Source organism: Clostridium algidicarnis (assembly GCF_000703125.1).
Lineage (GTDB): Bacteria > Bacillota > Clostridia > Clostridiales > Clostridiaceae > Clostridium_L > Clostridium_L algidicarnis.
The window spans coordinates 1,058,844-1,073,470 of record NZ_JNLN01000001.1 but is presented as its reverse complement, the minus strand read 5'-3'; the positions used below and the strand labels follow the sequence as shown (position 1 = coordinate 1,073,470).

Below are 14,627 nucleotides of genomic sequence, written 5' to 3'. Positions count from 1 at the left end.
TTATAATTATTATACTGGAATTATTGTTATATATTTTTACAATTAAAACTTATCCAAACCGGCGTTCTAATTATTTTTCGCTATAAAGTTCTACTATCTTTATTATAACTTCCACTGCCTTTTCCATGGATTCTTTACATACAAACTCATACTTACCATGAAAGTTTTCTCCACCAGCAAATATATTAGGAGTTGGAAGTCCCATATATGAAAGTCTTGCTCCATCTGTTCCACCTCTTATTGGTGTTACGATAGGAGTTACTCCTACCTGTTCCATAGCCTTAAACGCTATATCTACCACATGTTTTACAGGCTCTATCTTTTCTTTCATATTATAGTATTGATCCTTTACCTTTACTTCTATAATATCCATGCCATATTTATCATTTATAGTTTTACCTATACTTTTTATATTCTCTTTTCTCTTTTCAAAGTTATCTTTATCAAAATCTCTTATTATATAACTTAATGTAGTCTTTTCTACCGCTCCTTTTATATTTGTTAAAAGATAGAAACCTTCATATTCTTTAGTCTTTTCTGGTACCTCCTTTGAAGGTAGCATTGCCATGAATTCACTAGCTATAGTTATAGAATTTATCATTTTTCCATAAGCATTTCCTGGATGAATATTCCTTCCATTAATGACTACCTTAACTCCTGCAGCATTAAAGTTTTCATATTCAAGCTCACCTATTTTACCACCATCTATAGTGTAAGCAAAATCCGCAGCAAACCTTTCTACATCAAAATGATCTGCACCTTCACCAATTTCTTCATCTGGAGTAAATCCAAGCTTTATTTCTCCGTGCTTTATTTCTGGATGATCTATTAAATATTCCATAGCTGTCATTATTTCTGCAATACCTGCCTTATCATCTGCACCTAAAAGAGTGGTTCCATCTGTAGTTATTAGTGTCTTACCTATATAATTTTCTATCTCGGGAAAATCTTTTTTTGATAATATAATGTTTAAGTCTTTATTTAAAATTATGTCTCCACCTTTATAATCTTCAATAATTTGAGGTTTTACACTTTTCCCTGACATGTCTGGTGAAGTATCCATATGAGCAATAAATCCTATAGTTGGAACAACCTTATTCAAATTAGAAGGTAATGTTGCCATTACATATCCATTATCGTCTACAGATGGTTCTTTCATCCCCATAAGTTGAAGCTCTTTACACAATTCTTTTGCAAGTATAATTTGTCCTTCTGTGCTAGGAGTTTTACCTGTAGTTTCATCGGACTTTGTTTCAAACTTTACATATTTTAAAAACTTTTCTACTACCTTTGACATAATCATATCCCCTTTATATAAAAATTTTTGTATGCTTTAGTTACTTTATTTTCATATTAAACTTTGCTTATGCGTTTTATAACTTTTGGTTACACTTTTTATAATTTCGGGTTATATATTCTTCTATTTTCAAGTGACCATAACCTTTCGGAGAAGTTACCCTTTTCCGTATCTTTTAATACCTTTTTAATATCATACATTCTTGCATCTACTATATCTAGATAATGTAGCATTTCTGCCTCAGCTATCATGGGTTTTACTGGACTCCCATATTCAGGTTCATAATGGTGTGACAGTACAAGGTGTTGTAGTAACATAGAAACTTCTTTATTTGTACCTAATTTTTCTGCTACTACTTCTATCTTTTTAACACCTTGTGTTATATGTCCTAAAAGCTGACCTTCAACTGTATATTCGTCAACTATTCCAAAATCATTAGAATTCATCTCTTCAATTTTAGACATATCATGAAGTATAACCCCTGCATATAATAAGTCCTTATTTAAAAATGTATATATTTCAGATAACTTTTCTGCCATGTGAATCATGGTCATAACATGAAAGAGGAGCCCTGATCTTATAGCATGATGATTTTTCTTTGCAGCTGGATAGTATTGTAACTTTTCCTTATTTTCTTCAAAGATATATTTTACAATATCTTTAATATCTTTATCTTCCATGTTATTTATATATCCTAGTATCTCATCATACATAAATTCTGGTTTTAATGGTGCTGCTTGAACAAAATCCCCTACATTTATCTTATCTTCATCATTAATATTTCTTATTCTTTCTATCTTAAGTTGAAGAGCACCTTGCCAAGACAATATAGAACCTTTTATTTTTACAACAGTATTTCCTTTATATTTATCTTCACTCAAAGCTGGCACTTCCCAAAGCTTTGCATTTATTTCTCCTGTTTTATCACATAGACTAAAATCTAGATACTTCTTGTTATTTGAATTAGTTGTCTTAGTATCTACTGCTCTAATCATGTAGTAGCCTTCTATCTTAGCTCCTGGTTCAAAATCACTTATACTTATATTATTAACTTCCACTATAATCATCCTCACTTTAAATTATAATTAATAGGGTAAATGCAAATCATGTTAAAAATCATAAACTCGCTCTATTATTCTTATATAATTATATCATACTTTATTGTTTTATAATTCTAACTACTATATTATGAATATTAAGAGGTGATAACTTATATGTATATAAACCTACCTTCAAAAGTTGATTTTATAATAAATAAACTAATAGACAATAACTTCGAAGCATTTATTGTAGGAGGTTCCGTTAGAGATTCCCTACTTAATATAACTCCAAAAGATTGGGACATAACTACTAATGCCCTGCCTTTTGATATAATGAACATCTTCCCGAACTCTATACCCACTGGCTTAAAACATGGAACCATAACTGTGGTAATTGAAAAAGAACATTTTGAAGTTACAACTTACAGAGTAGAAGATGACTATAAAGACTTTAGGAGACCTTCCTCCGTTAAATTTGTAAATTCTATAAAGGAGGATTTATCAAGAAGAGATTTTACTATAAATTCTATGGCTTATAATCATACATTTGGACTAGTAGATCCCTTTAATGGAAGAAAGGATTTAGGCCTAAAAAATATAACATCTGTAGGTGATGCAAATAAAAGATTTAATGAAGATGCACTTAGAATGTTAAGAGCCATTAGATTTAGCTCACAGTTAAACTTTGAAATAGATAAAAGTACCCTTGATGCATTAATAAAAAATAACTACCTTATAAAAAATGTAAGTAAGGAACGTATTACCGAGGAAATATCTAAACTACTTTTATCTAAAAGCCCAGATAAGGGGATAACATATTTATCTAGTACATCTATGATATCTAACCTTTTTAGTACTGATTTTTATGATATAAACAACCTTATAAATTCAATAAAGATTTCTAAACACCATCTTGGTATTAGATACAGTTTATTTATATATTACTTGTGTAAAGATAATAAGGATATTACTAGATCCATACTAGATAAATTAAAATTAGATAATAAAACATTAAATTTGATTTTGCATCTAAATTTGAATAAGGATTACTATAATAAACTTCTAAGTAAATATGATATAAAGGTTTTTATAAACAAATTAGGATTGGACCTCTTTGCTGATTATTTGTACTTTGAAGAAATAATAGCTAAATCTGAAAACCATAAAGAAGGTATATGTAAAATTAAAAGTATAAATAAACAATTTAATGATATTATTAAAAATAATGAACCTTTAACTTTAAAAGATTTGAAGGTTACTGGAAATGATATTAAATCTTTAGGTGTACCATCTGGAAAGGATATAGGAATAATGCTTAATAAAGCTTTAGATATTGTTTTTAAAAAACCTGAGCTAAATGACAAAGATTCCTTAATATCTATTCTTAAAGATACCATTTAATTTAAAATAGGAAGGATGTTTTCCATGATTATACTTAAGTCTTTACAAAGTCTTCTTACTATATTCTTCTTGATTTTTATAGGTTTTTATTTAAGTAAAAGAAATTGGTTTAATGAAGATACCCCTATCTTATTTTCAACACTTGTTATAAAACTATCTCTACCATGCTTTATGATATATAATCTTACTACTTCATTTACTAAAGAAGACTTAACATCATCTAGCATAGGACTTTTAATACCCTTTATTTCTATGATACTAACCTTTTTTTTAAGTAAAATACTTGCACTTATTTTAAAAGTACCTAAACAAAAAAGGGGTACCTTTAGTACTATGTTTTTTCTTTCTAATACAATATTTATAGGTCTTCCTGTTAATATATCTTTGTTTGGGGACGAGGCTATTCCTTATGTACTTTTATATTATATTGTAAATACTTTTATGTTTTGGACTGTGGGTGTACATAGTATAAAAAAAGATAGTGGTCTTGTAGATGACAAAAAGTTTTCTTATATAAGCTCCTTAAAGAGTATTCTCTCTACACCTTTAATAGCCTTTGGAATCTCTGTATTACTTATACTTTTTAATATAAGTTTACCTAGCTTTCTTTTAGATGGATTTAAGTACCTTGGAAATCTAACTACACCTATATCAACCTTATTTATTGGTATGACTTTAAGTACTCTAAATCATAATGACTTTAATATAGGTAAAGATTCACTATTTATATTCATGGGTAGATTTATAATATCCCCTTTAGTAACCTTTATGGTTATAAAGCTATTTCCTATTCCAGAACTTATGGCTAAAGTATTTATTATAGAATCTGCAATGCCTGTTATGACTCAGATTGCTATAGTTTCTAAATCTTACAACGTTGATTACAAATATGCTACTGTAATGGGAACACTTTCAAACCTTGCAAGTCTTATATTTATACCTTTGTACATTCTTTTATTTATATATTTATTTTAAATATATTTATCCGATGGCTACCATCCGTAACACCCCTATCCTCTTCAAGGTGGGGTATGACGGCTGCTACGCCCCTGGATAAGTTCTTCTAAGACTCAGATTGAGAGATGTATTCCTTATAAGCAAACTCCACCTGAGTCTAAGAATCACTTGATGGAATATAAGAATTACTTCATGCTAATTTATAAAAAAATAGTTCCCTTATAAATACTAAAGTATCTTTGGAAACTATTTTTAATATCTAATGATCCAATTTTCTTTTGTTATTAATAAGCTCTTTAAATTTTTTATCCATATCATTATATTCTTTACTATCCTTAGATAATCTACTTAGTTCTCCGAGCACATATGAAATCTCATTTTCAATTAACATTTTTTTATCTTTGGCATCTTTTAGATGATTAATTTGATTTTTATTCGATATGAGTATATTTTCTTTAACGTATATCTTATCAAAATATTCTCTAGGATCACCTAATATCTTCTTTATTTTATTATCTTTAAAAGCTAAAATGCAATTACATAAATTCTCAATCATATACCTATCATGAGATACTAAAATTATAGTTCCTTCATAATCATTAAGAGCCTCTTCTAACTTTTCTCTACTATAAATATCTAAATGATTTAAAGGTTCATCCATTATTAATAAATCTAAGTCTTTAATGATAAGTTTTGTTATTCTAACCCTTGTAATTTCTCCATAACTTAATGTTGAAACCTTCTGTCCTATCATATTTTCATCAAACCCCATATTATTCAAAAGCCTTCTTAGCTCTCCCTCTTGTTGCCTTGATTTAATATCAAACATTTCTATAACAGATAGGTCCTCATCAATATCTAACTCTTCTTGACTTAAATATCCTATGCTTACAGACTTACTTAGAAAAACATCTCCTTTATCTGGTTTTTCTTTATCTAAAATGATCTTTAATAAAGTTGTTTTACCACACCCATTAGGCCCAAATACACCTACTCTTTCCCCCCTCATTATATAAAAAGAGCTATCTTTAAATAAAATTCTAGAACTAAAACCCTTTTCTATATTGGATGCCTCTATTATTCTTGTTCCCTTTAAAGTAACATTGGTAAATTTAAAGTCAATTCTTTTATCCTCTTTTGGCTTCTTAATTCCTTCTAAATTTAATTTCTCTAATTGCTTAATCTTAGACTTTACTTGCTTATCTCTTTTTTTAGCCTTTGCCCTAAAGTATTCTTTTTTTCCAAGACCAGCTGCCTGTTTTTTTGCTGAATCGTTATGAGCTTTTTGAGACCATTCTTTTAATTTATTTATTTCCTTTTCAACTTTTAATTTGTTATACTGATGAATATTATATTGATTAATTTCACTTTCATATCTTCTTTTCTTTTCATCTCTATAAAAACTATAGTTTCCATAATAGGTATTTGTGACACCCTTACTTATCTCAATTACCTTATTTACTGTGCTATTTAAAAAATATCTATCATGAGATATTATTAATAAAGTACCCTTATAACTTTTTGCTTTCTCTATAATCCACTGCATTCCTTCATAATCAATATAGTTAGTAGGTTCATCTAATATAAGAAAGTTGGGATTATAAGACAATATATTAGCTAAAGCTAACTTCATCTTTTCTCCACCACTTAGGCTATTAAGTTCTCCTTGACTTAATGGATTTATATCTCTTTTTATGTTTAAATGACTAGATATGTGAAGAAAATCTTTTATATTTACTTCATCCTTAACTTCATTATGGTATTCATCTATTATCTTTTGAGTATATGAGCCATCTTGTTTTAGGTAACCTACTCTAATATTTTCCTTATACCATTTTATACTTCCTTTATCAAACTTAATACCTCCACAAATAATATTTGCTAAGGTAGTTTTTCCAGATCCATTTAAGCCTACAAGTCCTATCCTGTCACCTTCCTCAATATCAAAATTTATATTATTTAAAATAATATTTTGTCCAAATTCTTTATTTACATTAATCAAGCTAAGCAAAACTGCCATAAATATCACCTCATCTTTTAATAATTATTAAAGGTTAATCTATGAGTTAAAAATTTCAACAAAAAAAGACTATGAACATAGTCCATAGCCGTCTTTAAACCTCACTAAATAAGTATAATTACAACTATATATTGTACCCTATAAAATGTTACAATTCTTATTTATATTAGTTATAAAAACAAAAAACTGTGCAACAAAACACAGTAGTAATAAGCTATTTTATATTTTACTAATGTTCTTAACTCATAATAACGTGTTAAAAGGTTCACTTAATAAAGGTCTATAATTTACCTTTAAATATCCTTAAAACACCAATATTCAATTAGATTATCTAGTTAAGAGCATCTTCTTCATTTTGTTCTCCTTATATACATTTATTTGATTATTCTAATAATAGATTAACATAATCATTATTTAAAATCAATCCTTAAATTATATTAATAAATATCTGCCTTTTTAAAAAATATTAAGCCTTTACTTTAAAAAGATAATAGTTCAATATGTTAATCTCCTTTACACATTGAACTATTTATATATATCTTATCTTTTAATCCATTCTTACAACTTCTTCATTATAAAAAAGATATAAATACTTTTCTTTAACTTTCTTTCCTGTGATCTTAACTAAAGCATCTTCATAATACTTTAATTGAATTTTATATCTATCTTTTATAGGTTCTACCCCATCCTCACCTACATAATCTGTCTTATAATCTATTAATACTAATCCATCTTCCTCTTCAAAGTAGCAATCAATTATACCTTGAAGCCTTATTTTTTCATTTTCATATAGCTTTGGAAGATCTTTATTTATAATTGTACTTGGTATATCCATATAAAAGTCCATTTCTCTTTTAACATTTCCAGAGTCATTATATACCTTTAAAAGTCTTTTACCTAAATCACTTTGGAAAAACTTTAATATCTTATGTGGTTTTACTGACTCTATTTCTTCTTTTGTTAAAAATTCTTTTATGGCTAGATAATTTAATTGAGTCTTTATATCTTGTATGTTAAGTGTCTTATCTAAGTCTATATGTTGCATTACAGAATGCACAGCTGTTCCCTTTTCTGATGCTGATAGACCTTTATCTTCTTGTAAGAACTTAGGCTTTTTAAGTGTCTCTGTTTTATATATGCTACTAACATTATTATTTATCTCTTCATCATAATACTGCTTTTTTAGATCTGAAACAGATATATTAGCAGGCATAGAGGATGAATAAGCATAAGGGTATATATATCCAAGTCTTCTTTCTATCTCTTCTTTATATATATTTTCATTTTCTTTAAGATCTATATCTTCTATATCTTCTATATCTTCTTCAACCTTTATTTCTTCTATGTCCCCTAATATTGTATCCTTGTTCCAAAGTTGTATATTCCACATGGACTCATCCTTAAAGTCTATGTCTTCCATATCTATATCTGCTATTTCTCTTAATACATTACCTTTAGGATGTTTTACCATAGCCATTCCTATCCAATCTAAATAAGTCTTTGCCTTTATAGTTTCAAAAGGCGCTATCTTTTCTACAGAATTCATGGCACTATAACACCATTTTTGAGCTGACTTTTCAATGTTTGGTACAGAGCCTGTTATTATTAATTTTTCTTTCGCTCTAGTAAAGGCTACATATAATATCCTCATTTCTTCTGATAAAGTTTCAAGCTTTATCTTCCGTCTTATAGATTGCTTAGCCATAGTAGAGTATGAAATACGCTTTATAGTATCTATATAATCTGGTCCAAAACCAAGCTCCTCATGAAATAATATTGGCTTATTAAGATCCATCATATTAAAATTCTTTCCGCAGCCTGCAAGTATAACTACTGGAAACTCTAGACCCTTACTTTTATGGATACTCATTATTCTAACCACATCTTCATTTTCACTAAGTATCTTAGCGCTTCCCATATCTCCACTAGTCTTTCTTAATTTATTTATAAAATTTATAAAGTTAAATAAGCCCTTATAGCTAGTCTTTTCATATTGCCTTGCCCTTTGGAATAGTATCTTAAGATTAGCCTGCCTTTGAGCTCCATTAGGCATAGCCCTTACAAACCCATAATAAGAAGTATCACTATATAAATACCAAATAAATTCATCTATAGAATCATGGATAGATCTTTCTCTCCACTTTTCAATAGATTCAATCACATATTTACATTTTGACTTTAAATTCTCTTCATATTTATATTGATTATCTTCTTTTAAAATCTCTTCTTCACTATTTGCAATTTCTTTTAAAGACTCATAAAAGTACTTTTCTCTATTATATATTCTAAGATCTATTAGTTCTTCTGGAGTAAAGGAAAATATGGAAGATCTTAAAACTGAGATCATAGGTATATCTTGAAGAGGATTATCTATTACTTGTAGTAATGACATTATAGTTCTTACTTCTACAGTTTGAAAATACCCTGCTGCAGAATCTGCATATACAGGTATGTTCTCAAGTCCAAGTTCCTCTACGAATGTAGGTGCAAAATTTGCTGTAGACCGCATAAGTATTACTATATCTTTACACATTATGGGTCTATATCCTTTTATATTTTTATCATAAACCTTAAATACTTCTCCATCACCTTGGTTTATTAAAGCCTTTATCTTTTTTGAAACTAGTCGTGCCTCTAATTGAATCTTATCTAGTTCTTCTTCATCTAAGGAGTCATCATTAGTATTGTAACTTTCCTCATCTTCATCTGACTCAGTAAGCTCTTTACCACCTCTATCGATTATATTAAGCTCTACATCTCCACCTACCATAACGTAGGGTTCTTTTATATCTTCAAAAGTTGCCCCTAAGTTTAGAGCTTCTTTAGAATCATAATCAAGCTCTCCAACTTCCTTTGACATTATCTTTTTGAAGATATAATTTACTGCATTTATAACTTCAAGTCTACTTCTAAAGTTTTTATAAAGTAGTATCTTTTTATTATCATCACCTTTATCTTCTTCTATAGAATAACTTCTATACTTATCCATAAAGAGTTCTGGTTTTGCTTGCCTGAACCTATAGATACTTTGTTTTACATCTCCTACCATAAATACATTAGGATTATCATCATGTTTTCTTGAAACCATATTTATTATAGTTTCTTGAACACTATTGCTATCTTGATATTCATCTACCAATACTTCAGAAAACTTAACCTTAAGTTCCTTTGCTACGCTAGACGGTTCTACATTTCCCTCCTCATCTACAGCTGTTAATATTTCAAGGGAAAAGTGTTCTAAATCATTAAAGTCAAGCAAACCTCTTTCTCTTTTCTTTTCTTTGTATCTATTATCAAAGTCTATAGTAACTTCCACTAAGGATTTCATAACAACGTACATTTCTTTTAAGCTACCTTTAATATCTTCTGGTGAATCTATAAAATAATCTTCCGTTATCTTTTTTGTCCTTTTTTTAACTTCATCTCTTAAGTCTTTAACCACTTTTTGAGACTCTTTGTCCGCTTCCTTTGAACACCTTTTAATAGTCTTAAACTTAATATTTAAGATTGCCTTATAAATTTCCTCAAAGCCTTCTTTTGATGCTATTATTAAAGTTTCAATAATATCTAAGTCTTCTAATATGGTTTCTTTATATGGATCTAGGCCTATAGATGTTTCACATATATTTAATGCGTCCATTAACTTTTCATTAAGACCCTTTAATTCTAAATTTATGTTATTAATTATAACCTTCCCCCAAGGTGAAGTTCCTATATCAAAGCTTTCATCTATATTAAAATCTTCCGCCTTTTCTCTTAACCATGTATGAGGCCAAGGACCACTCATAGAAAAATCATAAAGATCATCTATTATAGACTTAAGGTAAACATCATCCTTACCTGTGGTGTAACATTCCATTAAAATAGTAAAGTCCTTATCCTCTTTTTCATATTTATCTTCAAACAAGTCTTCCATAACTTCTTGCTTAAGCAAAATCGCTTCTGTTACATCTGCAATACGAAAGTTTGGATCTAAATCTATATAATGAAAGTTGTTTTTTATTATATCAAGACAAAAGGAATGCATTGTTGTTATATTGGCTCTGTTTAAAAGGGTAAGCTGCCTTTGTAATATCTTTAAATCAGGCTCTTTATCTAATCTTTTTGATATAGCCTCACCTATTCTTTCTCTCATTTCAGATGCTGCAGCATTAGTGAAGGTAACTACTAAAAGTTTATCTATATCTACAGGATTTTCTTTATCTGTTATCATCCTTATTATTCTTTCAACTAACACTGCTGTTTTTCCTGAGCCTGCTGCGGCTGCTACTAAAAGATTACAGCCTCTTTTAGTAATAGCTTTTTCTTGTTCCTTAGTCCATTTAGTTTCTCCCATCATCATTACCTCCCTTAGCCTCAATAAGTAACCTATCAGATACAGTCTTATATATAAGCTCTAAAGCCTCTTCATCAGTCTTTTTATTTATGTTTCCATATTTATTTCCTTTAACCGTTGAATCAAACTGACATATAGCTGAAAACTTACAGTAACTGCAACTTGTATATTTATCCTTTTTTATAGGTGATATACTTATATTTCCACTTAACATTTCATCACACAATCTAACTAAGGTTTCTTTTACATATTCTCTTAATATATCAAATTGTTCTAAAGTTATAGCAGAAGACTTACCAAGTGAACCATCTTTATTCATCCTAGCTGGAATTATTAGAGAATATCCATCTATACCATTATCCATTTCCTTTACTACTTTAGCATCAGCTAATAAAAGGCCTCGCATTTTAAGCTTTTTTAATATAAGATTTTCAATATCTTTTTCCTCTAGTCCTCTTCTCGCCTTTACTATCGGATCATCTATTCTAAAATATAATATGGCACCTGGAAGAACATTTGACTCTACAAATTTATCTGCATTTTCTAATATGGCTTCAAGATATACTAAAAGTTGAAGCTGAAGTCCATAATACACATCAGATAGCGAAAACTCCTTGTTTCCTGTCTTGTAATCGATGATTCTTATATATACCTTATCATCTAACCCCATGCCGTCTACCCTATCTATTCTGCCTTGTAACGTAACCTTCTCCCCTGATGGTAAGAAAATTTCTATAGGCTTTAAATCCTTGTGTCCAAGTCCAAATTTTAATTCATTAGCTATTGGATCAAAGCTACTTCTTTTTATATGTTCTGAAATTACCATTATGGACTTTGATATTATTCTTTTCATCCTACCTGCCATATATTTGTACTTTGCAGAGCTTTTTAATATAGCGTTCTTTTCTTCAATAGTTTCTTCCACTAGCTCATCAATAACCTTTTTAGACCAATCTATATCAAGTTCTCTAAAGCTTAAATTTTCTTCTTTTACCCTATCAGAAAATTTATCTATTACATCATGCATAAAACTTCCTATGTCAGGAGCAGAAAACTCATATATCTTTCTATCTCTAGCTTTAAGTCCATACTGTACATAATATGCAAAAGGGCATTCAGCATACTTTTCTATTCTTGATACATCAAAATTAAAAGGTTTCATATATAGAGCTTTTATCTTACTTTCATCTGCCTTTTCTACTAGGTTATTATACTTAAGTCCCTTAAATACTGAAGACATCTTGTCTTTCCATTGCTCTTTATCTTTGTACCAATAATACACCTCAGACCATATTTTTTCTGTTTCTTCCCCTTCAAAATTCCTTCTTAATGTAGATATAAGATTATTAAATGTAGGCTGTGGAGATACTATATATTCAAAGTTATCCTCATTAACCTTAACAATGTCACTTTCCTCTACAAGCTTTGGAAATAACTTTTTCATTCTAGATATTATAATAGATGGTCTTAAAGCCTTCCCCTCAAAGTCAGCCATAGGATAGGTTAGCATAATAAATTCTTTTGATAAACTAAGGGAGGTATAAACTAAAAATTGTTCTTCAAAAGCTTGTGTTTTAGTATCAGATGCAAGTTCTATACCGTAGTCTTTTAACATATTCCTGTCAAAATCTGAAAGTATACCCTCTTCTCTAGAGCTTCCAGGAAATACCCCATCATTTACTCCAATTATATAAAGTGATTTAACCTCATGACTTTTAACCCTACCTATATCTCCAACTAATACCTCGTCTAAAGATACAGGTATTAATCCCATTTTGTATTTTTCGAATCCTACGTTTAAAATGGTTACAAACTTATCTAGTTTTACTTTCTCGCTTCCCATAATCTCTACCATTTGATCTAGTACCTGTATTACAATATCTGTAATTTGACCATATTCATCAGACTTTTCTTGATCTCCAGCTTTTGAAAACTTTTCTGACCACTCTTCTATAGTATCTAAAGCTCCTATTTCATTTAAAAACTCATATAAATTACTGCAAATATTAAATATACTATTATCATCTTTAATTGAAGACTGTAATTTTAATAAAGGTTCCCTTACCATATCTTTAATCTCATTTATTTTATTTAACTTTTCTATATCAGATACACTCATTTCTTTATCCTTATCAAACCCAAATCTCCAAAACTCATCATTAACCCAATGAAATCCCCTTATGCCATAAGCTAATACATAATTCTCTAATAAATCTATATCTTCTCTTTGTATCTTTACAATACCCGTTTTAAGGTATCTAAAAACAGACTCATATGACCAATTCTTTATGAATACATCAAAAGCCGATGTTATAAGCACAACTAATGGATTATCTGTAACGTCCCTTTTTTTGTCTAAGAAAAATGGGATATTATATTCTTTAAATATTACAGATACTATTCTTTCATAACTTTCAATTTCTCTACATACAACAGCTATATCCTTAAACCTATAATCTTTATCACGTATTTCCGATACTATGCTTCTTGCTACCTTTTCAACTTCATCATAAGTATTTAATGCCTTATACATTCTTAACTTCTCTACAGGTAAGTTATAATATTTATAAGGAAATGAAAAAAAGTGTTTTTCTATATGCCTAAGTTCTTTACTTTCACAAAATCTCGGGCAAGTTTCTTTATTTAAATCTATAGGCTTTTCATAGCCTACTCCACTTCTTTCAATTATGTTTAGTAACTTCTTTTCTGTAACCTTAGTAATTGAAAATACATCTGTATTATCTACATCATTATAGCCATTTAACATATCTGAATTTAGAGATACATTTACTCTTTTAGCTTTTTGAAGTAACTTTTCTATTATGCTATATTGTTGTGGGGTAAATGTAGTAAATTCATCTATCCATATTTCTGCATCATTAAAGTAATCACTTTCATCTAGCTTTCTAGAAAGTATAGTTAATTCATCTTCAGCATCTAAGTATCCTGGTTCAAGATATCCTTGAAAGCCTTCATAAATAGATGAAATGTCTTCTAATTTATTTTTAAGCTCTAAATCTTCTATTTTACTTAAAGATTCATTTATAACATTAGGTGTTACATTATACTTCTTAAATTCTGTGATAAGTTCTGAAAGTATATCTACAAATCCTTGTTGTTTACTAGCTTTATAGAAAAACTTTAACTTATCTGAAGTTTCATCTAATACCTTGTATATAAGCATATTCTTTCCTGCATCATTCATTCTCTTATGAGCAGACCCACCAACCTGATCTAATATTTTATTACTCATTCTTTTGAAGCTTAAAACTTCTGCTTTATATAAGGCTCTTTCACCTATACTATCTAAAAGATCCTTTTCAGCTTGAAATGAAAATTGCTCTGGTACTAGTAATATAAGTTTATTATCTGTATTCTTTTCAATTTTACTTCTTATTTGATCTAGGCAAAATGTACTTTTACCACAACCAGCCCTTCCATAAATGAATCTCAAGCTCATAAATTCACCCCTATTTTATATTTATAATTCTTTAATTTTACTTTTCCTATTGTTTTTATCTTATATTCCATTAATTAAATTATATCCTTTAAACAATTAAGTATCAACAAACATTT

The 14,627-nt window shown here is 28.9% G+C and carries 7 protein-coding genes; 2 read left to right on the top strand and 5 right to left on the bottom strand.

The annotated features are described in order from the left end of the window. Window positions 1-70: 70 nt before the first annotated feature. Window positions 71-1,297 (bottom strand): peptidase T, encoded by a 1,227-nt coding sequence (gene pepT / locus BV55_RS0105340; protein WP_029451784.1) that lies wholly within the window; start codon window positions 1,295-1,297, stop codon window positions 71-73. Window positions 1,298-1,395: 98 nt separating this feature from the next. Beyond that, on the bottom strand, window positions 1,396-2,364 hold the full coding sequence (locus tag BV55_RS0105335; protein WP_029451783.1) for a 3'-5' exoribonuclease YhaM family protein: 969 nt from the start codon (window positions 2,362-2,364) through the stop codon (window positions 1,396-1,398). 147 nt (window positions 2,365-2,511) lie between these two features. Here BV55_RS0105335 and BV55_RS0105330 point away from each other — a divergent pair, with 147 nt between their 5' ends. Continuing rightward, window positions 2,512-3,738 carry a CCA tRNA nucleotidyltransferase gene (locus tag BV55_RS0105330; RefSeq protein ID WP_029451781.1) on the top strand — a complete coding sequence of 409 codons (1,227 nt, stop codon included), beginning with the start codon at window positions 2,512-2,514 and terminating at the stop codon, window positions 3,736-3,738. A gap of 24 nt (window positions 3,739-3,762) precedes the next feature. After that, window positions 3,763-4,713 (top strand): AEC family transporter, encoded by a 951-nt coding sequence (locus BV55_RS0105325; RefSeq protein WP_029451780.1) that lies wholly within the window; start codon window positions 3,763-3,765, stop codon window positions 4,711-4,713. A 241-nt stretch (window positions 4,714-4,954) separates the two neighbouring features. On the opposite strand, the gene abc-f is transcribed toward BV55_RS0105325, so the two are convergent. From abc-f to addB, 3 genes are all read right to left on the bottom strand, one after another. Continuing rightward, window positions 4,955-6,715 carry a ribosomal protection-like ABC-F family protein gene (abc-f, locus tag BV55_RS0105320; protein ID WP_029451779.1) on the bottom strand — a complete coding sequence of 587 codons (1,761 nt, stop codon included), beginning with the start codon at window positions 6,713-6,715 and terminating at the stop codon, window positions 4,955-4,957. A gap of 547 nt (window positions 6,716-7,262) precedes the next feature. Next, on the bottom strand, window positions 7,263-11,051 hold the full coding sequence (gene addA, locus BV55_RS0105315; protein ID WP_029451778.1) for a helicase-exonuclease AddAB subunit AddA: 3,789 nt from the start codon (window positions 11,049-11,051) through the stop codon (window positions 7,263-7,265). Beyond that, complete coding sequence (gene addB / locus BV55_RS0105310; RefSeq protein ID WP_051652405.1) at window positions 11,038-14,511, bottom strand: helicase-exonuclease AddAB subunit AddB; 3,474 nt, start codon at window positions 14,509-14,511, stop codon at window positions 11,038-11,040. Before addB ends, addA begins: the two co-directional genes overlap by 14 nt. Between the last annotated feature and the right edge of the window lie 116 nt (window positions 14,512-14,627).